Genomic DNA, 25,189 nt, shown 5'->3' on the forward strand with positions numbered 1-25,189 from the left:
GCGTCTGCATAAGGGCCACTGACAGAAGCGGATCATTAATACACGTAAGTTTACAACTGTAAAAGAAGCGTATTTTCAACGCTAATTAACATAAATCAATCAACTAATCCAACACCACCGCCTTGCAAGGAGTTGCCACGCTTTTACCCACACCGGGTGGCTGCCCAGAATGACGAAATCTTGCCCCCCTCTAATGCCGCTTTCGAGACGGCGTCAGCAATTCAATCTGTCGTTATGGCATGGGAAAGCCATGCGCCTATTGCAAGGCCTGGTGTTGGTTGTGCTGCTGAGCATCTCTGGGCTCTCTCCCGCACAAGCTCTGCCAGGCTGGCCCTTTAACAACCAAAACAGGGAAAGTTCAACCACTCAATCCTTACTCGTGCCAGCGCCAACTGGAACTCTGCAAGAGATTGCCCCACCAGGCGCAGTACAACAAATACGAGAGCAACTAGCGAAACATCACCCCCAGCTGAGTCTGGAAAGCCCAACAGACGGGACTGTGCTGACGAATGAGGGGAGCTGGGAGCTCTTGCTCAATTTGAAGGACTGGCCACTGACCAACGATCCAGAACTAGGCCTCGGTGCCCATGTTGTGGTGCAACTTGATGAGAATCCACCACTCCGCATTAGCGAAGCAGATGGTGCCCAACTGCGCATTGCGATGGAGGGCCTGCAGCCTGGAAGTCACAGACTCAGCGCCTACGCCGCTTATCCATGGGGCGAAGCTGTAAAGGATCCCAAGGCCAGCCTGCAATGGCGGCTCCATCAGCTGCAATCTCTGCAACGAACTCAACCGACAGAAGATGAGCCTTGGTTCGTCACCGTTAGCCCCTCAGAACTCAGCAACACTGAACCCCTTCTATTGGACTGGTTGATCTGGAATGCTCCCATTCAGAACCTTAAAGAAGGCGATGGCCGCTGGCGACTCCAAGTGAGTGTGAATGGTGAAAGTTTCCAAATCACTCACCAAGACGCCATTTGGATCAAGGGCCTGCCCTCAGGATCAGGCCCCATTAGCGTTCAAACAGAAATGCTCGACGGCTTTGGCAAGCCAATTAATCCAGTATTCAACAACCAACTGAGGATTGTTCAGACCAGGGAAGCAGATAAGCCAGCTTGGATGCAGGCAACACTGACGAAACAGCAAATAGCCAGACTCTTAGGTGAACCCCAGCCAGAAGAAGACCAGCCTTTGGCTGATCAAACCCCTCAAGACAAAACAGAACTCCCGAAAATCTCGACACTTGACAACACATCAGAGTCAAAACCTATCCAAGACGAACTTTCTGATCCGTCTGCAAAACAGGAGTTGACGCTCTCAAGCCAACCCGAGCCAGAGCTCGAGATAGCAACCGAACTAGAACCAGAATCGGATCTAGAGCCAACTCTTGATCTAGAACCAAACCCTGATCCAGAATCTGCTCTAGAGCCAACTCTTGATCTAGAACCAAACCCTGATCCAGAATCTGCTCTAGAGCCAACTCTTGATCTAGAACCAAACCCTGATCCAGAATCTGCTCTAGAGCCAACTCTTGATCTAGAACCAAACCCTGATCCAGAATCTGCTTTAGAGCCAACTCCTGATCTAGAACCCAACGCCGAACTAGAGCCAAAACTCAAAGCAGACACTGCCCAAGCCTCCCCAGGAGCCAATTCCTAACCCCCTTGGCCAACCCTTGATTGATCCAAAAGCATGCTTTAACTCTCATGCCTAGATCAGCTGAAAGGAAACAGCCTCCAACGTTCCCCTTGGCCAGCCTGCCCTGACCCATCCCGACGCACCTAGCCCCACTCTGCGCCTGGCTCTTGGTCTCTCTGTCAGCGCCTGGCCACTTTTGCAAAGGCTTGAAAGACGCCGCCAGGTGGATCAACTGGCCCTTACCCCGCGTGCAGCAAACACTCTCGACAAAACACCTCAAAGCCTTGTAGTTGGCCCCGCCAGCGAAGTGCTGAGCAGGAACTGGCAGCCAAACGGGGTCTTGCTTATCGTGGGTGCTATCGGAGCAGTGACTCGCTTAATCGCTCCATTACTCATTGGGAAGGACAAAGATCCCGCCGTCATCGTCCTTGATGCCCATGGCAAACACGTCGTGCCATTGCTGGGCGGTCACCAGGCGGGCGCTGAACAACTTGCAATGGAACTGGCCGCAGAGCTAGGAGGTCATGCCGTACTCACCGGAGACGCCAACAGCCAAAACCGCTTGGCCCTCGATAGTTTTGGCGAAAGCTGGGGCTGGCGACGTAGCGGCAGCCGCGACAACTGGAATCAGTTGATGCTGTCCCAAGCCCAAGGTGGGAAGCTTTTGCTTCTTCAGCGTTCTGGTGCGACGTTTTGGCAAACAACAGCTGCTGCACAAGAAGTTTTTGATGCCAATGCCAATGCCAATGGTGATAGAGCTCGGCCAGCCCAGCTGAACATCGGCCCACAAAGCAGCATGTCGTCTTGCAGCTGGCATCCCGCCATTCTATGGATTGGAATTGGCTGCGAACGCGATACAAGCCTGAGCCTGCTTGAGCGCGCCGTGGCAGCTGCCCTGGCAGAGGCAGGCCTTGCCCCAGAGGCAGTAGCAGGCCTTGCCAGCATTGACCAAAAGGCTAATGAAACCGCTCTGCTCGCTCTCGCTCAAGCAAAGGACTGGCCAGTGCGCTTCTTCAACGCTGATGCCCTCGCAGAAGTTGAAGTACCCACCCCATCTGCTGTGGTAGCAAAAGCTATGGGCACCTATTCCGTGGCCGAAGCAGCAGCACTACTCGCAGCTAGCAACAAAGGCACTTTGCTGCAACCCAAACAGATTCACCACGCCCAAAACGCTGAACATGGTGCTGCCACCATCGCCATCAGCAAAGCCAATCAACCTTTTGCACCCCAAAGAGGCGAATTGCACCTGATCGGAAGCGGTCCTGGAGATTTGGCCTTTCTCACCCACGATGCCCGAGCAGCCCTAGCCCGCAGTGCCATATGGGTTGGATACGGCCTCTACCTCGATCTACTGGAACCGTTGCGGCGCCAAGACCAAGCCCGTCTGGACGGCCAACTCACTCGCGAACGGGATCGCTGCCTTAAGGCCCTGGAGCTAGCCGAACAGGGAGCACGAGTCGCCTTGATCTCTTCAGGGGACAGTGGCATCTACGGCATGGCCGGCCTAGCCCTGGAACTTTGGCTCACAAAACCCCCTAGTGATCGGCCAGATTTTCAGGTGCATCCTGGCCTCTCAGCACTGCAATTAGCTGCCGCCAAGGTAGGTGCCCCTCTGATGCACGATTTCTGCAGCGTGAGTCTCAGTGATCGCCTCACTCCCTGGTCAAAGATTGAAACCCGCCTTAAAAGTGCAGCCAGCGGAGACTTCGTGGTAGCCCTTTACAACCCACGCTCTCAAGAACGCGACTGGCAGCTGACCCGTGCCCTTGAACTCTTGCTGGAGCATCGAGCCCCCAGCACGCCAGTGGTCGTAGCACGTCAACTTGGACGAGCCCAGGAAGACATACAGCTCCACACACTTCAGACGATGCCAGTCAAAGAGGTGGACATGCTCACCATTGTGCTAATCGGCAATAGCAGCAGTCGTTTACAAGACAATCATGTGGTGACACCAAGGGGATACCCCGGAGCCGAACTGGCTTAAAAACAAGGCAAATTCAGTCAAGCTGAAAGTTGTGTAAAGGCATCGCTGAATTGATACGGCACTTTTTAGCGAGGCGGGAAAAGAAAGCGTGAAAGCAATTTCAGCTCCCGCCCCTGCATACCCATTAGGCCCCAGCGAACACTCCAAGGGGCGCTAACAAACATGTTCACCATGGCAGCGACCAATTCGCGCAGGCTAAGAGTGTTGGTCAAAAAGCCGTACCATTCATCGCTCGGCAAAGCAAAGAAACTGATAAAGAAATCACGCAGTTGAGGCTCTTTAAAACGCATCAGCTTCTCAAGGCCAAATTGATAAAGGGCATGCTTACGACGCAACTCCTTGGGCCAAAGAGTCTCCCAACCTGCAGCCGCGAGCACCGCCGGCCCCGCCACTGGATCGGCCATGGCTTCAGCCACAGCCTTTGCAACATAAGGTGCGCGGCGCAGCATGCTGCCTACCAAATAGCCCGAAGCAGGGTGCACCATCGCCGCCGAGCCTCCGAAGCCAAGCAGCGGTTGCTGCAGGTCAGGTAGAGGCAAATTCATCGGCAGGAAATAACCAAGCTCCTCGTGCTGCAGTTCTGTGATCGTTAAGCCTTGATGAGCCAATCGCCGCTCCAATCGTGAACGCAGGGTTTCTAATGACACCGGAGGTGCGAGCCCAAGCGAAGTTTCCTCTAAGAAGAAGCATCCCCCACCAAAGTCCATTGCATAAAGAAACGTTGGTGGCTCAGCCTTCTCCGCAGGGCTCAGATGATCACAGCGGTAGTCCATCAAGACAAACTGCCCAGGCTCCACAGGCGGCTTATTGAAACGTCCCACCACGCCAAAGCAGGTCTGGACCGCCACCGGCCCATGATCTATAGAACGCAGAAAGACAGGCTTATAGCCAGTTGCATCAACCACCAAACGAGCTTGCAGCTCAAGACCTTCGGCGGTGGTCACAGTACTAACGGTGGCATCAACAGCCAAATCAGTTGCGAGACCTTGATGCCAAGTCAAACCAGCAGCTTCGCATTGTTGCAACCAATGCTCCTGGAGCTTGATCTTGTCGAATAGGCCGTAATCCCGATGATGAGGACTGGGCCGATTCGCGTCAGCATTGGGGTCAGAGGCGCCTGGGCCAAAAAAACTCACTGTGTTCGACCAGCGGTGCTCGAGCAGGTGCCCCATATCAAAGGCATCCACCTCGTCACCCCAAATGCCATAGGTATATGGCCATGGCTCGCGAGGATTGCCAGCCGTCAGTGCTGAGACCTGTAAACCCTCCTTGCCCAGGGCTGCAGCAATGGCCAGGGCCGCCGGACCAGCGCCAAGCACTAAGACATCCACCACTGCCTCTGTCACTGGCTCACCAGAACAATTGGTTGGGCGTAAGCCACCAGCAAAGGCATTAGTAGACAGCGATAGACGTTGTTGCTCTCGTCAACCACCACTGCCAGGGATCGTCTCTTAAAACGAGACTACCGCCCCTGGCGATAGTGATTTAAACGACATAGCTTTCTCGTGACTTTGCAACATCGCTTAAAGAGCAATCCGCTTGATACCGCAAGCGCTCAGCGACAAGGCTTCATAACAGTGGTCATTGCGATAGCCATTTGCTCATCCTTTGAGACGTACTCAATAGGAGTGTCAGACACAACAGCTTGAGCAGCACGATCCAGTGGATAGAGCCCCAATAGGCCACCCTTCCTAAAGGCTCCCAACCAATGCACCGACCAGTCCACACGACAAGAAACAAGATAAATCGGCCGACCGTGATCAACAGCCATGCGTGGATTTAGAACAAAAAGAACAGCCGCAATTGCCACTGCAGCAAGCAAAATTACTGGTTTCATCACTTCAAATTTCCCTTAAGCCTTGAGCCTCCATTCCAAAAGTCAAGCAGCTTATGCAAACTTTTCTTTGACCTAGGCATTAAGAAGCCATCAACAGCTGTTATAGAGCTCCACATACCTTCAAGCACAGGCCTAGAAACTGATCACAAAACCGATTCATGACTAATCCCGAAGACATTAACTCAAGTGGTAGCGATCAATCGGGATGACAGGACTTGACAAGAGGATTCTAACGTTAAGTCTAAGTGGCATTACTGCTAAATAACCTGCCAATAGGTCAACAAAATCATGATTGATCCAATTAGTGCCGTCCGGCTTGCGAAATCTCAGCGGGACCTACTCATAAACGCTACTACTAACAACTACCTACCGAGTGGAGGCAAAGATCTGGTCAAGATTGCCGAGTGATAACTCGAACCCGAGGAGGAGGATCGAAACAAGAAGGCGATTGTTGCAATAATCATTGATGGATTTATTTGGCCCAGGGGTTGGCCGAGCAAAAACCGCCAACGTGTCTCGACTCTCCACATATCTCGAATGACCATGGAGATTTATCCGGGTCACCGCTGTAGAGAACCTGACTATGCCTTCTCACTTCAAAGGTGGTGTAACGACCTCCGATTGGATTTGAGTAACCAAGTTGATAACCCTGATCGGAAATCCACTGATTCCCTGCAACGGCACTCGAGCAATGGCGAACCATTCGCTGCACCTCGCATTTGCCTTTGAAGCAGATTTGAATCTGGCCGTTGTAGTGCCCGCAACCAGCCTGTGCTGGGGCCGCCATAACCCCGAGGGCGATTAGTCCTGAGGCAGAAGCTATTTGGGTGACTCTTTTGATCTTCATCAATTTGTGCCGAGGCATTGGATCTTGTTGCCGTTGTCGAGATTCGTCAGTGTGAGACCATCCTGGTTTCTCTGATTGAAGTCGCGCCATTTAACAAACAGGGCTGCAAGTATCGTTCCCCGGCCAAACTGGGCACTGATGCCATCAAAACTTCAGGCTCCAAGCAGGCCTTAAGAATGAACAGAGAACTGATTGATATCAATTGTCGAAGGGATTACCTCGGACCAAAGCAACGATCAATCGGGATGACAGGATTCGAACCTGCGGCCCCTTCGTCCCGAACGAAGTGCGCTACCAAGCTGCGCTACATCCCGATAGGCTCACTGTAGAAGGTGAAGTCGCCTGGAACTGCTGCTGCCAGTGGATTCCTGAACTGCTCTCATGACTGGAAAGGCCTTACTGAAACCCCACTGGTTGCGCGTCAAGGCTCCACAACAGCAACGCATCGGCGAGGTGGCCGAGCTGCTGAAGGGCCTCAATCTCAAGACGGTGTGTCAAGAAGCCAGCTGCCCGAATATCGGGGAGTGCTTCGCAGGAGGAACTGCCACCTTCTTGATCATGGGGCCGGGCTGCACCCGCGCTTGCCCTTACTGCGACATCGACTTTGACAAAAGCCCACGCTCCCTAGACCCCACTGAGCCCGAGCGCCTAAGCGAAGCGGTGGCTCAGATGAACCTTCGTCATGTGGTCATCACTTCAGTTAACCGTGATGACCTCAGCGACGGGGGAGCCAGTCAATTCGTCGCATGCATCGAGGCCATTCGCCAACGTTCTCCCCTAACCACAATTGAGCTGCTAATTCCGGATTTCAACGGCAATTGGGATGCCCTCGCCAAGGTAATGGGAGCAGCTCCGGAGGTGCTCAACCACAACATTGAGACCGTCCCCCGGCTCTACAAACGGGCTCGTCCTCAAGCCGCCTACATGCGATCTCTTGAGCTGTTGTATCAAGTGCGGCAAGGCTGGCCGAAGGTCTATAGCAAGTCCGGCCTGATGGTGGGGCTAGGTGAAACAGATGTTGAGGTGATTGAGGTCCTAGAGGATCTACGCCGTCACCGCGTCGACATAGTGACCATCGGCCAATACCTATCGCCAAGTCCAAAGCATCTGCCAGTCGATCGCTTTGTGACACCAGAACAGTTCGAATATTTCCGCTCTATAGGGGAAACCGAGCTGGGGTTCCTTCAAGTGGTTAGTACCCCTCTCACACGCAGCAGCTACCACGCCGGCGAGGTCCAGCGGCTGATGGCCGCCCACCCACGCTGAACTCAAGCCATGAGCTCCCCACACACAGGGATCCACTGCTGCAGATCCCATTTAACTAAACCCTCAACAATCATCGGGTCCTGTTCGACTAAGCGTTTGGCTGCTTCAAAGGAGTCTGCCTGCAGCACCAACAACCCTCCACCTCCTGGTCGTTGTTCAGCATCAACCAAAAAACCACTCGAAACCTTGACACCTTCGGAGCGCAAAGCCTTGATCCATTCATGGTGGGCAGCTAAGTAAATCTGCCGCTGCTCTGGCAAAAGGGTCACAGTCTCCGCCGTAAACTTCTCGGTTTTGATAAACCAAGGCATTAATCAGGCTGCAACTTTCTCAAGCAAAGTTAAACCAACATTGACCTTTTCACTGGGTGGAACAAGCACCTTAAACAGTGCTTTCCAACTGATCCAGTTGGCCAAAATCGCCTTGGCTTTTGTACTGCCAGTCTGCGCGAGATGGGCTTCGAGCAGTGCTTTGAGAATGGCTTCCTGCTCAACAGTGGTTAGCAAGCAGATCTCAACAATCTCCTTGTTGACCCGATCGCTCACCACGCCTTGCTCATCCAGCAGGAACGTCACGCCACCGGTCATCCCTGCCCCAACATTGCGGCCGGTTGATCCCAACACCACCACCACCCCACCGGTCATGTATTCACAGCAATGATCCCCCGCACCTTCAACAACGGCCTTCACACCGCTATTGCGCACAGCAAAACGTTCGCCAGCCCTACCTAAAGCAAACAACTCCCCACCGGTCGCGCCATACAGGCAAGTGTTGCCCAAAATCACCTGGCTGCCGCTGTGATCTGCACTCGAAGCTGGTACCAGCGTGATCCGACCACCATTCATGCCTTTACCGACATAATCATTGGCCTCACCCTCCAAGCGCACATTCACCCCCTGCAGCAGAAATGCCGCAAAACTCTGACCGGCAGCCCCCTCAAAGGAGAGATCGAGCTGACCTCGAAAACCTTTGTTGCCATGACGTTCAGCAATCTCACCAGAGATCCGTGCACAAACGCTGCGATCCGTGTTGACGATCGCGAGATTGCGGGCGATATGACCATGGCTATCGATCGCTGCCATCAGCTCGGCATCAGCAAGCAGCTGATCCTCGAGGATCGGTCCATTGTCATGGGCCTTGGCGTCATGAATCAACCAAGCCCGATCAACGGCCCCCGGAATCGGATCCAACAAACAAGAAAGATCAAGGGTTTGGGTCTTCACCAGGTTGAGGCTGCGAGGCTCAAGCAGCTCTGTGCGACCAATGAGATCCTCAAGCCGAGCCACACCGAGCACACTCATCAGTTGGCGCACCTCCTCAGCTACAAACAGAAAGAAGTTGACAACATGCTCCGGGACACCTGGGAAGCGCTTGCGCAAGCCCTCCTGCTGGGTAGCAACCCCCACAGGACACTTGTTGGTATGACAGACGCGAGCCATGATGCAGCCCTCGGCAATCATCGCGACTGAGCCGAAACCATATTCCTCAGCACCAAGCAAGGCGGCGATCACCACGTCCCAACCAGTCTTCAGACCACCATCAGCACGCAATAACACACGATCACGCAAGCCATTTTCAAGCAGTGAACGGTGTACCTCGGTGAGACCTAACTCCCAAGGGCTTCCAGCGTGCTTAATCGAACTCAGCGGAGATGCGCCTGTACCACCGTCATGACCGGAGATCTGAATCACATCAGCCTTGGCCTTCGCCACTCCAGCAGCAATCGTGCCAATGCCAATCTCAGCAACCAGCTTCACGCTCACCTTGGCAGCCGGGTGAACCTGATGTAGGTCGTGAATCAACTGGGCCAAATCCTCAATTGAATAGATGTCGTGATGGGGAGGTGGCGAGATCAGCGCCACACCAGCCTTGCTATTACGCAACTTGGCGATGTAGGGATCAACTTTTTGACCCGGCAACTGACCTCCCTCACCAGGCTTTGCCCCTTGAGCCACCTTGATCTCAAGTTGCTTACCGCTCCGCAAATATTCCGGCGTCACACCAAAGCGACCAGAGGCGACCTGCTTAATCGCAGAGCAAGCCGTATCGCCATTGCGCAAACCCTTGATGCTGGGCAGGGTTTCTGAACGACTCTCAAGATCGACATCATCAAGGATCTTGAATCGAGCCGGATCTTCTCCTCCTTCGCCACTGTTGCTCTTCCCACCGATACGGTTCATCGCCACGGCAAGCACCTCGTGAGCCTCGCGCGATAGGGCGCCAAGACTCATTCCACCAGTACAAAAACGTGCGCAAATGGATTCAACACTTTCAACCTGATCTAACGGGAGGGGTGTAGGGGCTAAGCGAAACGTCAGCAGGTCGCGCAGGGCCCTAGCCGGCCGATTCTCCAGCAGGTTCTTGTAGGTAGAGAAGTGGTCGTAGCCCGGCCCAGCCCTCACGGCCGCATGCAGGGCCTTAGACATGTCCGGAGTGTTGAGATGAAATTCACCGCCACTGCGATATTGCACAAAGCCCATGAACTCGAGCTTGGTGCGATCCAATTCAGGAAATGCCTTGGCATGGAAGATGAGGGTCTCGCTAGCCAAGTCATTGAGACTGAGACCAGCGACTCGACTGGTCGTGCCCTTAAAAGCCAGCTCAATTAAATCGGCACCGATACCAATCGCCTCAAAAATCTGAGCACCGTGGTAACTAGCAAGTAAGGAAATACCGATCTTGGAGAGGATCTTGCGCAGGCCATCTTCCTGCGCCTTACGTACGTTGGCCTGGGCCTGATCAATGGTCAGCGCTGGCAATTTGCCGGTTTCAATCAGTTTCTGAGTACGAGGATGCTGCCACCAATGACGCGTCGTCTCCCAAGTAAGCCAAGGGCACACAGCGCTAGCGCCATAGCCGATTAGACAGGCCAGATGATGGGTGCTCCAGCACTGTGCCGTGTCGACCACCAAGGAAGCATTCAGCCGCAAACCCTGCTTCAGCAAGTGGTGATGCACTGCACCAACCGCTAGCAGCGGTGGAATGTAGGTGGTGCTAGCAACAACCCCGCGGTCGGAAAGCACCACGATCTGGCTGCCATCGCGCACAGCATCCGCTGCTTCAACGCAGAGCCGTTTAAGAGAATCCCCCAAACCGCTAGGCCCATCATTAACGGGCAGCAAAGTGGAGAGAGTGGTCGTGGGAAACTCCAGCTGACCAAAAGCTGCAAGTTCCGCTTCATTGAGAATCGGAGTCTCAAGATGAATCAACGAAGCCGCCGCTGCCTCAGGCTTGAGGGGAGACCCACGCTTTCCCAGATGCATCTCGAGACTCATCACCAACTTTTCCCGCAAGGGATCAATCGGCGGGTTCGTGACCTGCGCAAAGCGCTGTTTGAAGTAGTCGTATAGGAGGTGGGGCTTATCGGAGAGCACCGCCAATGGGATGTCATCACCCATGCAAAAAGTGGGTTCTTTGGCCCCAGCCGCCATTGAATCGATGATTAACTCCAAATCCTCAGCAGTGAAACCGAAGGCTGTCTGCTGCTGAAGCAGTTCCAGATCTCCCAGTTGAGAATCCTGCTGCCAAGACTTTTGACCAAGCTTGCAACGATTTTGACTGAGCCATTCGCCATAGGGATATCGGCCAGCAACCTCCTGCTTGACATCCCAATTGCGCAGCAAACGACCCTTTTCAAGATCAACCGCCAACATCTGCCCAGGGCCAAGGCGTCCCTTCTCGATGATGCGGCTTTCCTCAAGCTCAACCACACCAGTTTCTGAACCCATCACCACCAAGCCATCACTGGTGATGCAATAGCGGGCCGGGCGTAAGCCATTGCGATCGAGGCTGGCACCAACACTGCGACCATCTGAGAACACAAGCAAGGCTGGGCCATCCCAGGGCTCTTGCGTGCACGCGGAATACTCATAAAAAGCCTGAATTTCTGGCTTGTCAGCCAGCTCTGGCTGTTCCCGGAAGGCCTCAGGAACCAAGGTCAGCAAGCTGTCAACAATCGGGCGACCACTGCGTACAAGCAGCTCCAGAGTCGCGTCAAGGTTGGCGGAATCACTAAAAGCTGCATTAACAACCGGTTTTAGATCAGCCGCATCAACACCCCAAACTGCATCTAGGTTGACTTCAGTGGCCCTAGCCCAATTCAGGTTGCCCAACAACGTATTGATTTCACCGTTATGACCGAGCAAACGCATCGGCTGGGCGAGTGGCCAACGGGGCAACGTATTGGTGCTGAAGCGGCGGTGATAAACCGCAAAAGGAACCTCAAAGCGAGGGTCGCGGAGATCGGCATAAAACGCCGCAAGCACCTCGGAGCGCACCATGCCTTTGTAAACGACAGTGCGACTACTGAGTGACGCCACGTAGAGATCATTGGCATGCTCTCCCCAGGCCTGCCGAGCACGATCTCCGATACGCCGCCGCAATCGAAATAACAACGCCTCCAACGCATCACCTGGCTGAGATCCCTGCACCAGCCACTGCTCGATAACCGGCGCTGTATCACGGGCGAGGGGACCCAACACCGCCACATCCACAGGGACTTCTCGCCATCCTCTGGACCTGAGACCGAGAGACTCGGCCTCCTGCTCGCAAAAGCAACGTGCTTCTGCGCGACGTGCAGCATCTCGAGGCATAAACAACATGCCCAGGCCACAACGATGGTTTGCAGCTTCCACTGCCGACCACACGGCCTCAAGATAGCTCCAGGGAATAGCGCAAAGCAGACCTGCTCCATCTCCGGAATCCGCATCACCTCCGCAACCACCACGATGTTCCATGCAGTTCAGGGCCCGAAGTGCCTGCTGCAAAATCCAATTGCTAGCTACCCCATCAATTTGAGCCAAGAAACCAACGCCACATGCATCCTTTTCGCCAACCACGGCCGTAGGCGCGCTGCTGTCGCAATAGGGCCAATTGGAGCGACGGTGATCCTGAGACATAACCTTCAGCCAAACTATTTTCCTGCACCGCAGTGGACTGCGTTCACAGTGAAAAGCTCAATCAGTGATCCTAGGCAGGCGCCCTCCTCTAAGACTTAGCCGAATGAGAGGACTAGCGTCGAAATCATGGTTTCTCCTCCTCCCCCACCTCCCACTGTTGAGGTAAGAGCCGCGAACTTATTTGTTGGAGATCGCCTCAACATCGATGGTCAGTTAATCGAGGCCCCTTGGAGCTGGAGAGGCCATAGGGATGGCACTGCAAACCAGCTCTGGCTTCCCCTGGATCTACTGGTCGGACGTTTTGGCTTCCGCAGGTCCACCCAGCCAAACGGACAGCAATTGCAATGGTATGGAAGCAAAGCCTCTCTGAAATCCCTCCCACAAATCACGCTTCAAGATGAAGTGGCTTTGAATGTGGCCGAATGGCTCACGACGACAGGAGTCAAGATCAAGCGGCAAAACAAGACCCTTCACGTTGAACTGCCAACACCACGCCTCAAAGGTCTTCGGCAGGGCAAGGGCAGCAATTCAAATCGTCTGGTGCTTGACCTAAGCGGTCCGGCGCTCGTGCAAAGCCTTGACAACAATCTCTTTCTTAATTTTCAGGCCACCGCCCATCAGCGTAGGCAGATGAAGGCATTAGGCCTGATGCCCAAACAGCAGCGCAATGGCCTCATGCTCATCGGTCAGGCAGAAGCCCTAAGCAGCCTCACCCTGGACAAACCCTGGCGCATTGTCTTGGACGGTATTGGCAAGCACAGCAACGCAACCAATCTGCGCTCACCACTGCTCAATCCATCCATCCAGGCCCTCATCCAGCGCGGCCTGATCTTCGACACAAAAGTGGTGAACGTTGGGGTCAAACCATTGCAAATCACCAGGGTTGGTACAAATCTGTCAAAGCAAGGCCTGCTCCTCAGGCCTCTGCCGCAAATCAACCATCAACAAGGCCTGCGTTTTCTCAACCAGTTGGCCCAACCTGCAGACGCTCTGATCGCCATCAACGGGGGTTTCTTCAATCGAGTGCGCCAGTTGCCCCTAGGGGCCTTACGACTTGATGGCACATGGTTTTCAGGCCCAATCCTCAATCGAGGGGCAATCGGCTGGGGCCCTACAGGCCACCTATCCTTCGGCCGCCTGCAACTTCAACAAGAACTTCAAGTTTCTAAAGGGCAGAGATGGAATCTTGGCACCTTGAATAGTGGTTATGTGCAGCGAGGCCTTAGTCGCTACACCAGAGCCTGGGGGCCTATCTACCAAGCCCTCAGCGGAGAAGAGAACGCAATGATGATCATCAACGGGCGAGTAGTGCAGAGCTTCCAACAAGTGCAGCTGGCCCGGGGGGTTCCTCTGAGGAAGGATGGGGATCTGGTCGTAGCCAGAGGAGGCTTCCCTTTACCGGCGGCGACTGGTGAAACAGTGAGCATGCGGATGAAAGCATCACATCCTCTTGGCGAACTGCCTCAAGTGCTTGGTGGTGGTCCATTGCTGCTGCAAAACGGGCGGGTGGTTCTGTCTGGAAGACAAGAAGGCTTCAGCCCAAGCTTTCTATCCCTTGCAGCTCCCCGCAGTGTGGTGGGCCAAGGGGGTGACAAGCTCTGGCTACTCACTCTCAAAGGGGCCAGGGGCAGCGATCCAACCCTGCTGGAAACAAGCCTAGCTCTGCAACAAATTGGGATCAAAGACGGCCTGAACTTAGATGGAGGCAGTTCAACGTCCCTCTTGGTAGCGAATCAATTGGTTGTAACAGGTCGAGGCACACCCCCCAGGATCCACAATGGCCTTGGACTCATTTTGCGCCAACACAAAGGCAATCCTAAAAAAGCTAATGAGCCTCTTAAAAATGCCAGAGGTCAGGATCCAATTGCCAACAAATAATTAAAGAGATCAAACTTGGCTTCTCGCCCAACAAAACCGAAGCACTGCAAGGGACCATTCCTCCCTTATCACCACATCCTCCATCGCTTTTAAGATTAAATTTCAAATGAGTATTGGTTGCAGAGCTGCTCTAATCGCAATCTATTCCGTCTGATCATCAATAAGGCAAGCCGAAACGGTATGGTGGTTGATTGTGGAATCAGGTCGGATCTCCGACCAAATGCCGACCTTCGATGCCAACCATCCAACAGCTGATCCGAACTGAGCGTCAGCACCTGACTCGCAAGACAAAATCTCCTGCGCTGCGCGCTTGTCCAGAGCGACGTGGTGTCTGCACACGGGTCTACACCTCCACACCTAAAAAGCCCAACTCAGCCCTTCGCAAAGTTGCGCGCGTGCGCCTTACCTCAGGTTTTGAGGTCACGGCCTACATCCCAGGCATCGGCCACAACCTCCAGGAACACTCTGTGGTGCTCATCCGCGGCGGCAGAGTCAAAGATCTTCCTGGGGTGAGATATCACATCATCCGCGGAACTTTGGACACTGCAGGTGTCAAGGATCGCAGTCAATCCCGCTCAAAATACGGTGCCAAGGCGTCTAAGCAGGATTAAAGAGCCTCGTTATTCATCTCTCTCCTTATTAGCTCTACCTTCTCCACTCCTAACGGTCTATGTCCCGTCGCAACGCAGCAGAAAAACGCCCAGTCCTGCCGGATCCCCAGTTCAACAACCGACTGGCCACGATGATGATCTCTCGGCTGATGAAGCACGGCAAGAAGTCAACTGCACAACGCATCCTGGCCCAAGCCTTTGGATTGATTAATGAGCGCACCGGTGGCGACCCGATAGAGCTCTTCGAAACAGCCGTAAAAAACGCCACGCCTCTGGTGGAAGTAAGAGCCCGTCGTGTTGGTGGTGCCACATATCAGGTGCCGATGGAAGTACGCCAGGAGCGAGGCACGGCAATGGCCCTGCGCTGGCTGGTGAACTTCTCTCGAGCCCGTAATGGCCGCAGCATGTCCCAAAAATTGGCTGCTGAACTAATGGATGCCGCCAATGAAGCTGGCAGCGCCGTTCGCAAGCGAGAAGAAACCCACAAGATGGCAGAAGCGAACAAAGCTTTCGCCCACTATCGCTACTGAACATGGCCAAGCCCTGACGGCACTGAACCGATCCAAGGGCTGACCTGTAGAGTCTCACCCGCCTTTTAACGCCAAACCCCGGAGAGTTTCCTGTGGCTCGCGCCTTTCCCCTGGAACGCGTCAGAAATATCGGGATTGCCGCCCATATTGATGCCGGCAAAACCACCTGTACGGAACGCATCCTTTTCTATTCCGGTGTGGTTCACAAGATGGGCGAGGTGCATGACGGCGCCGCAGTCACCGACTGGATGGCTCAGGAGCGCGAGCGCGGAATCACGATTACAGCGGCTGCGATCTCGACAACCTGGAACGATCACCGCATCAATATCATTGACACTCCAGGGCACGTTGACTTCACCATTGAAGTGGAGCGCTCGATGCGAGTGCTTGATGGTGTGATCGCCGTGTTTTGTGCGGTAGGTGGGGTGCAACCTCAATCAGAAACCGTCTGGCGGCAAGCCGATCGCTATTCCGTTCCACGGATGGTTTTTGTCAACAAAATGGACCGCACCGGGGCCGACTTCCTCAAGGTTCACGGACAGATCAAGAATCGCCTCAAAGCCAACGCCATCCCAATCCAGCTGCCTATTGGTGCAGAGGGAGATCTCAGCGGAATTATTGACCTCGTCAAGAACAAAGCCTTCATTTATAAGGACGATCTCGGCAAGGACATCGAAGAAACAGAGATCCCAGACCATATGAAAGAGCTTGCAGCTGAATGGCGAGCCAAGCTGATGGAATGTGTTGCTGAAACCGACGAAGAACTGATTGAAGTTTTTCTAGAGACGGAAGAACTAAGCGAAGCCCAACTTGCATCAGGCATTCGCGAAGGGGTTCTCAATCACGGCCTTGTACCTTTGCTGTGTGGATCTGCCTTCAAGAACAAGGGCGTTCAACTGCTATTGGATGCAGTGGTGGACTATCTACCCGCTCCTGTTGATGTGCCCCCGATTCAAGGTTTACTTCCCAATGGCAAGGAGGCAGTAAGGCCATCCGATGACAACGCACCATTTAGTGCTTTGGCCTTCAAGGTGATGGCGGACCCCTACGGCAAGCTCACCTTCGTGCGTATGTATTCAGGGGTGCTCGAGAAAGGCAGCTATGTGCTGAACTCCACGAAGAACGAGAAAGAACGCATATCCCGACTGATCATTCTCAAGGCCGATGACCGTGAAGAGGTCGATGCACTACGCGCAGGAGATCTCGGTGCTGTTCTAGGCCTGAAGAACACCACGACAGGCGACACCCTTTGCACGACTGATGATCCGATTGTTCTAGAGACCCTCTACATCCCCGAGCCAGTGATATCGGTGGCTGTTGAGCCCAAAACCAAGGGTGATATGGAAAAACTTTCCAAAGCCCTGCTTTCATTAGCGGAAGAGGATCCCACCTTCCGCGTCAGCACAGACCCTGAGACCAGTCAAACCGTGATTGCTGGTATGGGCGAACTCCACCTTGAAATTCTCGTGGATCGCATGCTGCGAGAATTCAAGGTGGAGGCCAACATCGGCGCTCCTCAGGTCTCCTACAGGGAAACCATTCGTGCCAGCTCTAAAGGCGAGGGCAAGTTTGCCCGTCAAACGGGTGGTAAAGGCCAATATGGCCACGTGGTGATTGAAATGGAGCCAGGCGAACCTGGTTCAGGCTTTGAATTCGTCAACAAGATTGTCGGCGGCATCGTTCCCAAGGAATACATCAAGCCTGCCGAATCAGGCATGCGTGAAACATGCGAATCCGGCGTTATCGCTGGCTATCCGCTCATCGATGTGAAAGTCACCATGGTTGACGGGTCTTACCACGATGTGGACTCATCCGAGATGGCTTTCAAAATCGCCGGATCGATGGCTTTCAAAGACGGCGTCAAGAAGTGCAATCCTGTACTGCTTGAACCGATGATGAAGGTTGAAGTCGAGATCCCCGAGGATTTCCTCGGTTCGATCATCGGCGATCTGTCCTCCCGTCGAGGTCAGGTTGAAGGCCAGTCCATTGACGATGGACTCTCTAAAGTGCAGTCCAAAGTGCCTCTAGCCGAAATGTTCGGTTACGCCACCCAGCTCCGATCTATGACTCAGGGTCGGGGTATCTTCTCGATGGAGTTCAGCCATTACGAGGAAGTTCCTCGCAACGTTGCTGAAGCCATCATCTCCAAGAATCAGGGCAATTCCTGATCTCTATAACACCCACTTTCCACCCCCCGATTCTTTTACACAATGGCTCGCGAGAAGTTTGAGAGGAACAAGCCTCACGTCAACATTGGCACCATCGGCCATGTCGACCACGGCAAAACAACCCTGACCGCAGCCATCACAAGTGTGCTTGCGAAAAAAGGTCAAGCCAAGGTGCAAGATTACGCCGAGATCGACGGCGCACCTGAAGAGCGTGAGCGCGGCATCACGATCAACACCGCCCACGTGGAATACGAAACCGATGGGCGTCACTATGCACACGTGGACTGCCCCGGCCACGCGGATTATGTCAAGAACATGATTACCGGTGCGGCCCAGATGGACGGCGCAATCCTTGTTTGCGCAGCAACCGATGGTCCCATGGCTCAAACCAAGGAGCACATCCTTCTTGCCAAGCAGGTGGGCGTGCCTGCACTGGTTGTCGCTCTCAACAAATGCGACATGGTCGACGACGAGGAAATTATTGAGCTCGTTGAAATGGAGATCCGTGAACTCCTGAGCAGCTACGACTTCCCTGGTGATGACATCCCCATAGTCCAAGTATCTGGGCTCAAAGCCATTGAAGGTGAAGCTGAATGGGAAGCAAAGATCGATGAGTTAATGGACGCAGTTGATACGTCCATACCAGAACCCGAGCGAGAAATCGAAAAACCTTTCCTAATGGCCGTAGAGGACGTTTTCTCAATCACTGGTCGTGGCACCGTTGCCACCGGACGAATCGAACGCGGCAAGGTCAAAAAAGGCGAGGAAATTGAAATTGTCGGCATTAGAGACAGCCGCAAAACCACCGTGACCGGTGTGGAAATGTTCCGTAAAGATCTTGACGAAGGCTTAGCGGGAGACAATTGCGGGCTCCTACTTCGCGGCATCGAGAAGGAAGACATCGAGCGCGGCATGGTCCTCGTCAAGCCAGGCTCAATTACACCTCACACTAAATTCGAGGGTCAGGTTTACGTCCTCAAAAAAGAAGAAGGTGGACGCCACACCCCCTTCTTCGCCGGATACCGTCCACAGTTCTACATCCGAACCACTGACGTGACTGGCCAAATTACCGCCTTCACAGCCGAAGACGGCTCCAATGTGGAGATGGTGATGCCAGGTGACAACATCAAAATGACTGGTGAATTGATCTGCCCTGTGGCCATCGAACAGGGTATGCGCTTCGCCATTCGCGAAGGAGGCCGCACCATCGGTGCCGGAGTTGTCTCGAAGATCATCGAATGATCAAGAGGGGGATGATTGGGCCTTTTGCCTTGTCATCCCTTAAATTCAAAGCTTCAGCCTGCATGAACGATCAACGTTCAATGCATCTCCAAAGAACCTCGACAATCCATCCCTAACCCCAATACAGGGAAAATCTCCTAAACCTTTCATGTCCACGGCTATCGCTCAGCAGAAGATCCGCATCCGCCTTAAGGCTTTTGACCGTCGCATGTTGGATCTTTCCTGCGACAAAATCATTGAAACAGCCGACAACACTGCCGCGACGGCAATCGGCCCAATCCCTCTTCCCACCAAAAGGAAGATTTACTGCGTGCTTTGCTCACCCCATGTGGACAAAGACTCAAGGGAACACTTCGAAACGCGGACCCATCGGCGCATCATCGATATCTACAACCCGTCAGCAAAGACCATCGATGCCCTGATGAAACTTGACCTGCCAAGTGGTGTTGACATTGAAGTGAAACTCTGAAGGTCTACCAAGATGTGGGCCGGCTAACTAGGCTTTTAATCTCTCTAGGACATTATCTGTGACCGACCTGTCCGTCAGGGAGTTGCCTCTCTTCCCTCTGCCGGATGTCGTCTTATTCCCCCAAGAAGTGCTTCCACTGCACATTTTTGAGTCTCGTTACCGAATGATGCTCCAGAGTGTGCTTGAAAGTGATCGGCGTTTTGGTGTGCTGCGCTGGGATCCTCAAACAAAAACAATGGCGAATGTGGGATGTTGCGCAGAGATCCTGCAACACCAAACATCCAAAGACGGACGCAGCAATATCGTCACCCTTGGACAGCAGCGCTTCCGAGTGCTCGATGTGATTCGAGACGCCCCTTTCCGCACTGCCATGGTGAGCTGGATCGAGGATGACCAAATGGATAACCACAGCCAGCTAGAGGAGCTATCCATCAGCGTTGCAAAAGCCTTACACGATGTGGTGATGCTTACAGGCAAGCTCACAGATTCAGACATCACCATGCCGGATGACCTGCCTGATCTTCCCAGGGAACTCTCTTTCTGGATCGGCGCCCATCTCGGGGGACCTGTGGCTGAAGAGCAACAGGCACTACTGGAGCTCACAAGAACCAGCCATCGCCTGCAGCGTGAATACGAGATGCTTGACCACACCCGCCGTCAGCTTGCGGCAAGGACTGCACTCAAAGAAAGCCTCACCAACGTCGATCAAGCCAACAATTAATGGACGTTTGGGTGTGGATATTGATCCTGGCAGGGACAACCCTGGCTTCTGCTGTAGTGATCTGGACCCAACGGGATCGGCGCTACAAATCAAGCGCCAGTGTTGCCTCTGCTTACGATGCCTGGACCAATGACCAGCTGCTCGAGCGGCTCTGGGGTGAACACGTCCACCTCGGCTATTACGGCAAACCTCCTAGCCCCAGAGATTTCCGAGCTGCAAAGCAAGACTTCGTACATGAGCTCGTTCAATGGAGTGGACTCGCCAAACTCCCTCGAGGCTCCCGAGTACTTGACGTGGGCTGCGGTATTGGTGGTAGCGCAAGAATCCTGGCCCGGGATTACAACTTTGACGTGCTTGGCATCACCATCAGTCCAGCCCAGGTGAAACGAGCGTCTCAACTCACTCCTGAGGGGATGACCTGCCAATTCCAGGTGATGGATGCCCTCGATTTAAAACTGGCCAAAGGTAGCTTCGACGCTGTTTGGAGTGTGGAAGCAGGACCCCACATGCCAGACAAGCAGCGCTATGCAGATGAACTGCTGCGTGTGCTGAGGCCAAAAGGTGTACTTGCGGTGGCCGATTGGAACCGCCGTGATTACGAAGATGGGGAGATGACCAACCTTGAGCGATGGGTGATGCGTCAGCTACTCGACCAGTGGGCCCATCCAGAATTCGCCAGCATTAAAGGATTCCGCCGCAATTTGCTTCATAGCCCTTTTGCTTGCGGCCCTGTCGAATCTGACGACTGGACAAGATCCATCCTGCCCTCCTGGAATGATTCGATCTTGGAGGGGTTTCGTCGTCCTGGAGCCGTGCTCGGGTTGGGTCCAGCCGCCGTGGTCAAGGGATTCAGAGAAATACCAACGATTTTGTTGATGCGCTGGGCTTTTGCCCATGGTCTGATGCAATTCGGTGTCTTCCGCAGCCGCGACTGATCTCAATCGAGCTCCAAGTCGCTGCTGAGATAAGAGCCGAAATGCACAAGATGTTCACAGAAAGGCTGCAAGGCCTCGATGAGCTGCTCAGATGCACCAACACCCCCATCCCTCAATTCCACATCCACAAAGAACACGTATTCACCTAGTTCTCGCTTCGAGGGACGCGACTCAATCCGACTCATATTGAACCCCAGTCGAGCCACACAAGTGAGTGCTTCGAGCAGGCTGCCCGGGGCGTTGGCATGCAAAGAGAATGCGAAGCTGGCCACATCACCACGTTGCAGCGGTGTTCCCTGCCGTAACAACAGGAATCTGGTGCGATTGCCCGCGACATCGTTGATAGGGAAAGCCAGTTCTTTAAGGCCTCTTCCCTGGCCCGTAGGCCGAGAAGCGATCGCTGCCCGAAATCGACTATTTATAACCATTCTGGCCGCCTCGGCCGTAGAGCTTGTAGGCAGCTGCAGGGCATCAGGAAGATGATCAGCCAACCAGCCACTGCACTGAGCCAGAGCTTGGGGATGAGACAGGACTTCAGAGATGTCTTTGAGTCCGCCACTGCTCAGTAGAGCATGACGAATCGGCAAAACCACTGCCCTAAGGATGCATAACTGCGGATGAGACCAAAGCGCATCCAAGCTGGCAGTTACACCACCCTCCACGGAATTCTCAACCGGAACCACCGCCATTTCAGAGCGTTTAGTGGCCACATGCTCAACGACGGAACGCAGACCTATACATGGCACCAGCTCAAAATTTGCTAATCCCTCAAGCTCCGCCAGAGCTTGGGCCGCTTGCTGACCATAGGTTCCCTCCGGTCCGAGGAAGGCCACGCGTATTGGCATCAGAAGCGCATCGCAAGTGAGGTCGATAGGATCATGACGCGTCAACCGCAAGCCATGCCTCTGGCTTTCCAAGCCAGCCAGAACCTCAATTTGCCGGTAAGGCAAAACGCTGAGCGACTGCCTGCTTACCTGCTCGAGCAGGATAGGGTTCTGGCTGCTCTACTGGAATGGGAAAAACTTACCCCACTAGGCGAGGGTCGCTTCAGCTACGCAGTGACCAGCCTGAAAGTCTTTCAGCTGCAGATCAACCCAGTCGTCTCACTCAAAGTAGACAACTGTGACGGCAAACTCAGCATCCGCGCAACCGATAGCGAACTTAAAGGTCTAGATCTAGTGGATGACTTCGACCTCGGCCTAGAGGCCATCATGGAAGCCACACCAAAGGGTCTTGAAGGGGAAGCTCTGCTATCGGTCAGCGTTACCCCACCAGCACTGCTGAAGCTGATCCCCAAAGGGGTGTTAAAAAGCACCGGTCAATCAATTCTCAGCGGCATCCTGCTTGGCATCAAAACCCGTGTTGGCCAACAACTTGTCAAGGATTTCAGCCAATGGTGCCAAGAGACACCCATAAGCTCAAATGAGGCTGCCATTAACAGCAAACAGCTTGGTGAGGAATGAGCGACGATGAAGCGCTGTAGGGCCTAAATCCAACAAGGCACGCCGATGGATCGCCGTTCCATAGCCAACATGTCGCTCCAAACCGTAGCCATAGAAGCGGCTAGCCAACCGCTTGATCAGCCCATCACGAGCCTGCTTGGCCAACACACTGGCTGCAGCGATGGCCGCACATTTGCTATCGCCGCGCACCACCGTACGTTGTGGCCCCATCCAGAGGCGCAATGGCAAGACGCCATCAACCAAGACAAGCTCCAACGGTGTAGGCAGCCGCTGCAGTGCCCTCAGCATGGAAAGTTCCGTTGCTGAGCGAATGCCTAGCGCGTCAATTTCGCGAGCCGAGGCCTGTCCAAGAGCCCAAGCCGTCGCGGCATCCTCAATCAGCGGCACTAGGCGAGCCCTGCGGCGAACAGTCAGTGCTTTGCTGTCTGTTAACCCCTCAGCCAACAATTCGACTGCCGCAACTTCAGTCAGGACAACCGCTCCGGCAAACACAGGACCAAACCAGCAGCCCCGGCCCACCTCATCAACTCCGGCGATGGATTCCGCCGAAGGGTCCATATCAGCCTGCGGCAGAGGAGCGGCGGCGGCGGCGGCGAGGATCCTCGGGTTCACTCTCCTGCTGCTCAGAAATTGAAGAAACGGTTTCTACAGAAGCGCTACTCGATGAATGATCAATCTCAAGAGGAGTGATTTGAACACTTAGGGGCTCATTCTTTGCGACAACCTTGGCTTGCTGGACAACGACCTCTGTGCCATTGGATGAATGGGTTTCGACACTGGCTTCGGGAGCACCACGGCCGGCCCCTCGACCACCACCTCGTCCCCGACGCCGACGCCGATTGGAACTAGCTGAAAGCTGCTCACGAGCCTCCTCAAGGACAGACTCAGCATCTTCCCCAGGCCGAACCACGCGAACCAGAAGGTTGTCATTCTCTGGAGGTGGCTCAATCAAAAGCAAAGGGTTTAATCCAAGCCAAGCAAACACCTCCTCCTGCCCTGAATCCATTGGAACAGCAACCAATTCAGGTTCCTGGCGACGAATAACACCCTCAGACGAGGCCGAATGCTCTTGTCTCTCAGGTTCAACAGACGTGGTTGACTCAACTCCATTCGCCACATCAGAAGGAGGCGTATGTGCAGGCAGCTCAACAGCACCGGTACGAATGCGCCCACCACGCCTACGGCGACCATTCCCGCCATCCGCTGGCACCTGCGCTTCAGCTCGAGCAGCGGCTGCTGATCTCACCAATCCAGTCGCCATAGCAAGTGGCTGTAGCAGATCTTTGCCAGGTAGTACCGCCACATGGCCAAGGCCACCACAGGCAGGACAAGCCCTGCCAAACAATTCATAGATGTTCTGCCCCTGACGCTTACGAGTGAGTTCCACCAGCCCCAGTTCAGTCAACTGGGCAATCTGAGGACGAGCAGCGTCATCGCGAACTGCTGCTGTGAAATGCTCCAGCAACTGCAACTGATCACGGCGCGACTCCATGTCGATGAAGTCGATGATGATCACACCGCCAATATTGCGAAGCTTCAGCTGGCGGGCAATCTCAATAGCTGCCTCACAATTGGTCCAGAGCACCGTCTGACGAGCATTGGCCGAACGAGTGAACGAGCCTGAATTGACATCAATAACAGTGAGTGCCTCCGTCGGCTCAATGATCACGTAGCCACCAGATGGCAGATCTACCCTGGGCTTGAGAGCATCGCGGATGGCCGCATTAACTCGGTAATGCTCAAGAAGTTCGGTGGATTCGTTATGGGCCTCAACTAATACATTTGGCCCTTCCTGGCCAAGGAAACTGCTCACACGCTCAATGGCAGCGGCATCATTCACCACTACTCTCACAAGATCTGGACCGACGTGATCTCTTAAAACGCGATGAATGAAATCTTCATCGCGATTGAGCAGTACCGGTGGTAGAGCATTGTCTGCCGCCTGCTGGATCGCTTCCCATTGCCTGAGTAAAACCTCCAGATCATCGATCAGCAGATCTTCACTAATGCCATCGGCCTCGGTGCGAATCAACAGGCCAGCACCCGGCGGCTTCACTAGTACGCCAAGTGCTCGCAAGCGATTGCGTTCCCCTTCGGAATTAATCCGGCGAGAGATGTTCACCCCCTGGCCATGGGGCTGCAGCACCAAGTAGCGACCAGGCAGCGCCAGGTTGCCAGTAAGCCTTGGCCCCTTAGACCCTGTTGGCTCCTTCATGACCTGAACCAACACCTGCTGACGGGGCTCCAGCAGCTCGGTGATCCCTGCAGCACCCTTCTTCAAACGAAGAGGGCCCAGATCAGTGACATGGATAAAACCATTTTTCTCACTTTCCCCAATATTCACAAAAGCGGCATCAATTCCCGGGAGAACGTTCTCGACCGTGCCGAGGTAGACATCTCCGATCTGGTATCGACCCTGAGCGACGATCAACTCATCGACTCGCTCATCTGAGAGCAAGGCTGCGATGCGCAGCTGCTCAGAGATGACAATTTGCTGGGGCATAGAAAATAAATAGGGAGCCCTGCTGGACTCAGAACCGATCAATAGCCTGCCGGCTCAATGCATCGGGTGGAAAACGAATTAACAGCCAAAGGCCGTTGAAGAAGCAGACGGAGTCCAAAACTCCTATGGGTTATGTGTCTCACTGCTCCCGAACAGAGGGAACGGAATGAACGAGCAGCAAATAGCCTCGCTTTGCTC

The 25,189-nt window shown here is 54.1% G+C and carries 20 protein-coding genes and 1 tRNA gene; 12 read left to right on the forward strand and 9 right to left on the reverse strand.

Annotated features, from left to right (window positions below; translation table 11 throughout):
* Positions 1-193: 193 nt before the first annotated feature.
* A complete protein-coding gene (locus tag SIB74_RS08845) occupies positions 194-1,660 on the forward strand; it encodes a hypothetical protein (RefSeq protein ID WP_413681659.1) in 1,467 nt (488 codons plus the stop codon).
* A 175-nt stretch (positions 1,661-1,835) separates the two neighbouring features.
* A complete protein-coding gene (gene cobJ, locus SIB74_RS08850) occupies positions 1,836-3,623 on the forward strand; it encodes a precorrin-3B C(17)-methyltransferase (protein ID WP_063396890.1) in 1,788 nt (595 codons plus the stop codon).
* 65 nt (positions 3,624-3,688) lie between these two features.
* Here the strand turns inward: cobJ and crtL are convergent, their stop codons facing one another.
* The 4 genes from crtL to SIB74_RS08870 all read right to left on the reverse strand — a co-directional run bounded on the left by crtL (position 3,689) and on the right by SIB74_RS08870 (position 6,621).
* Complete coding sequence (gene crtL, locus SIB74_RS08855; protein WP_063396889.1) at positions 3,689-4,969, reverse strand: lycopene beta cyclase; 1,281 nt, start codon at positions 4,967-4,969, stop codon at positions 3,689-3,691.
* Positions 4,970-5,178: 209 nt separating this feature from the next.
* On the reverse strand, positions 5,179-5,460 hold the full coding sequence (locus tag SIB74_RS08860; RefSeq protein ID WP_063396888.1) for a hypothetical protein: 282 nt from the start codon (positions 5,458-5,460) through the stop codon (positions 5,179-5,181).
* A gap of 472 nt (positions 5,461-5,932) precedes the next feature.
* Positions 5,933-6,325, reverse strand: a complete 393-nt coding sequence (locus tag SIB74_RS08865) for a hypothetical protein (protein ID WP_413681661.1) — start codon at positions 6,323-6,325, stop codon at positions 5,933-5,935.
* A gap of 222 nt (positions 6,326-6,547) precedes the next feature.
* Positions 6,548-6,621: transfer RNA gene (locus SIB74_RS08870), tRNA-Pro, on the reverse strand.
* Between the two features lie 67 nt (positions 6,622-6,688).
* On the opposite strand from SIB74_RS08870, the gene lipA reads away from it, so the two are divergent.
* Positions 6,689-7,573 carry a lipoyl synthase gene (gene lipA, locus SIB74_RS08875; RefSeq protein WP_063396886.1) on the forward strand — a complete coding sequence of 295 codons (885 nt, stop codon included), beginning with the start codon at positions 6,689-6,691 and terminating at the stop codon, positions 7,571-7,573.
* 2 nt (positions 7,574-7,575) lie between these two features.
* Here the strand turns inward: lipA and SIB74_RS08880 are convergent, their stop codons facing one another.
* Positions 7,576-7,884 (reverse strand): YciI family protein, encoded by a 309-nt coding sequence (locus tag SIB74_RS08880; RefSeq protein WP_063396885.1) that lies wholly within the window; start codon positions 7,882-7,884, stop codon positions 7,576-7,578.
* A 3-nt stretch (positions 7,885-7,887) separates the two neighbouring features.
* Positions 7,888-12,471, reverse strand: coding sequence for a glutamate synthase large subunit (gltB, locus tag SIB74_RS08885; protein ID WP_413681662.1), 4,584 nt, complete (start codon positions 12,469-12,471; stop codon positions 7,888-7,890).
* Between the two features lie 126 nt (positions 12,472-12,597).
* Here gltB and SIB74_RS08890 point away from each other — a divergent pair, with 126 nt between their 5' ends.
* The 8 genes from SIB74_RS08890 to SIB74_RS08925 all read left to right on the forward strand — a co-directional run bounded on the left by SIB74_RS08890 (position 12,598) and on the right by SIB74_RS08925 (position 21,025).
* Positions 12,598-14,349 carry a phosphodiester glycosidase family protein gene (locus SIB74_RS08890; RefSeq protein ID WP_063396883.1) on the forward strand — a complete coding sequence of 584 codons (1,752 nt, stop codon included), beginning with the start codon at positions 12,598-12,600 and terminating at the stop codon, positions 14,347-14,349.
* Positions 14,350-14,582: 233 nt separating this feature from the next.
* Positions 14,583-14,960, forward strand: a complete 378-nt coding sequence (gene rpsL / locus SIB74_RS08895; RefSeq protein ID WP_011131146.1) for a 30S ribosomal protein S12 — start codon at positions 14,583-14,585, stop codon at positions 14,958-14,960.
* A gap of 59 nt (positions 14,961-15,019) precedes the next feature.
* Positions 15,020-15,490 carry a 30S ribosomal protein S7 gene (rpsG, locus tag SIB74_RS08900; RefSeq protein WP_011131147.1) on the forward strand — a complete coding sequence of 157 codons (471 nt, stop codon included), beginning with the start codon at positions 15,020-15,022 and terminating at the stop codon, positions 15,488-15,490.
* 92 nt (positions 15,491-15,582) lie between these two features.
* A complete protein-coding gene (fusA, locus tag SIB74_RS08905) occupies positions 15,583-17,658 on the forward strand; it encodes an elongation factor G (protein ID WP_011826957.1) in 2,076 nt (691 codons plus the stop codon).
* A gap of 42 nt (positions 17,659-17,700) precedes the next feature.
* Positions 17,701-18,900, forward strand: a complete 1,200-nt coding sequence (gene tuf, locus SIB74_RS08910; RefSeq protein ID WP_063396882.1) for an elongation factor Tu — start codon at positions 17,701-17,703, stop codon at positions 18,898-18,900.
* Between the two features lie 148 nt (positions 18,901-19,048).
* On the forward strand, positions 19,049-19,369 hold the full coding sequence (gene rpsJ, locus SIB74_RS08915) for a 30S ribosomal protein S10 (RefSeq protein WP_011131150.1): 321 nt from the start codon (positions 19,049-19,051) through the stop codon (positions 19,367-19,369).
* A gap of 58 nt (positions 19,370-19,427) precedes the next feature.
* Positions 19,428-20,090: an LON peptidase substrate-binding domain-containing protein gene (locus tag SIB74_RS08920; protein ID WP_011131151.1), complete on the forward strand. Its 663-nt coding sequence runs from the start codon at positions 19,428-19,430 to the stop codon at positions 20,088-20,090.
* Positions 20,090-21,025, forward strand: coding sequence for a methyltransferase domain-containing protein (locus SIB74_RS08925; protein WP_063394976.1), 936 nt, complete (start codon positions 20,090-20,092; stop codon positions 21,023-21,025). The genes SIB74_RS08920 and SIB74_RS08925 overlap by 1 nt, the downstream gene beginning before the upstream one ends.
* 2 nt (positions 21,026-21,027) lie before the next feature.
* On the opposite strand, the gene pheA is transcribed toward SIB74_RS08925, so the two are convergent.
* Positions 21,028-21,870 carry a prephenate dehydratase gene (pheA, locus tag SIB74_RS08930; RefSeq protein ID WP_063397011.1) on the reverse strand — a complete coding sequence of 281 codons (843 nt, stop codon included), beginning with the start codon at positions 21,868-21,870 and terminating at the stop codon, positions 21,028-21,030.
* Positions 21,871-21,903: 33 nt separating this feature from the next.
* On the opposite strand from pheA, the gene SIB74_RS08935 reads away from it, so the two are divergent.
* On the forward strand, positions 21,904-22,488 hold the full coding sequence (locus SIB74_RS08935; RefSeq protein ID WP_082818525.1) for a DUF1997 domain-containing protein: 585 nt from the start codon (positions 21,904-21,906) through the stop codon (positions 22,486-22,488).
* Here the strand turns inward: SIB74_RS08935 and SIB74_RS08940 are convergent.
* Together SIB74_RS08940 and SIB74_RS08945 are read right to left on the reverse strand one after the other, a co-directional pair.
* Complete coding sequence (locus tag SIB74_RS08940; protein WP_063396881.1) at positions 22,444-23,046, reverse strand: ribonuclease HII; 603 nt, start codon at positions 23,044-23,046, stop codon at positions 22,444-22,446. The genes SIB74_RS08935 and SIB74_RS08940 overlap by 45 nt on opposite strands.
* Position 23,047: 1 nt before the next feature.
* Positions 23,048-24,991, reverse strand: a complete 1,944-nt coding sequence (locus SIB74_RS08945) for an Rne/Rng family ribonuclease (RefSeq protein ID WP_063396880.1) — start codon at positions 24,989-24,991, stop codon at positions 23,048-23,050.
* Between the last annotated feature and the right edge of the window lie 198 nt (positions 24,992-25,189).

The sequence above is a fragment of the Prochlorococcus sp. MIT 1306 genome, assembly GCF_047304515.1.
Taxonomy (GTDB): Bacteria; Cyanobacteriota; Cyanobacteriia; order PCC-6307; family Cyanobiaceae; genus Prochlorococcus; species Prochlorococcus marinus_D.

Excerpts from the sequence above, each read along its gene's own strand:
- gltB (WP_413681662.1), bottom strand. The coding sequence starts at position 12,471 with ATGTCTCAGGATCACCGTCGCTCCAATTGGCCCTATTGCGACAGCAGC.
- SIB74_RS08865 (WP_413681661.1), bottom strand. The coding sequence starts at position 6,325 with ATGCCTCGGCACAAATTGATGAAGATCAAAAGAGTCACCCAAATAGCT.
- rpsG (WP_011131147.1), top strand. The coding sequence starts at position 15,020 with ATGTCCCGTCGCAACGCAGCAGAAAAACGCCCAGTCCTGCCGGATCCC.
- SIB74_RS08880 (WP_063396885.1), bottom strand. The coding sequence starts at position 7,884 with ATGCCTTGGTTTATCAAAACCGAGAAGTTTACGGCGGAGACTGTGACC.
- pheA (WP_063397011.1), bottom strand. The coding sequence starts at position 21,870 with ATGCCAATACGCGTGGCCTTCCTCGGACCGGAGGGAACCTATGGTCAG.
- rpsJ (WP_011131150.1), top strand. The coding sequence starts at position 19,049 with ATGTCCACGGCTATCGCTCAGCAGAAGATCCGCATCCGCCTTAAGGCT.
- lipA (WP_063396886.1), top strand. The coding sequence starts at position 6,689 with ATGACTGGAAAGGCCTTACTGAAACCCCACTGGTTGCGCGTCAAGGCT.
- SIB74_RS08940 (WP_063396881.1), bottom strand. The coding sequence starts at position 23,046 with ATGGACCCTTCGGCGGAATCCATCGCCGGAGTTGATGAGGTGGGCCGG.
- rpsL (WP_011131146.1), top strand. The coding sequence starts at position 14,583 with ATGCCAACCATCCAACAGCTGATCCGAACTGAGCGTCAGCACCTGACT.
- SIB74_RS08925 (WP_063394976.1), top strand. The coding sequence starts at position 20,090 with ATGGACGTTTGGGTGTGGATATTGATCCTGGCAGGGACAACCCTGGCT.
- tuf (WP_063396882.1), top strand. The coding sequence starts at position 17,701 with ATGGCTCGCGAGAAGTTTGAGAGGAACAAGCCTCACGTCAACATTGGC.
- SIB74_RS08860 (WP_063396888.1), bottom strand. The coding sequence starts at position 5,460 with ATGAAACCAGTAATTTTGCTTGCTGCAGTGGCAATTGCGGCTGTTCTT.
- SIB74_RS08945 (WP_063396880.1), bottom strand. The coding sequence starts at position 24,991 with ATGCCCCAGCAAATTGTCATCTCTGAGCAGCTGCGCATCGCAGCCTTG.
- SIB74_RS08935 (WP_082818525.1), top strand. The coding sequence starts at position 21,904 with ATGACGCGTCAACCGCAAGCCATGCCTCTGGCTTTCCAAGCCAGCCAG.
- SIB74_RS08845 (WP_413681659.1), top strand. The coding sequence starts at position 194 with ATGCCGCTTTCGAGACGGCGTCAGCAATTCAATCTGTCGTTATGGCAT.
- SIB74_RS08890 (WP_063396883.1), top strand. The coding sequence starts at position 12,598 with ATGGTTTCTCCTCCTCCCCCACCTCCCACTGTTGAGGTAAGAGCCGCG.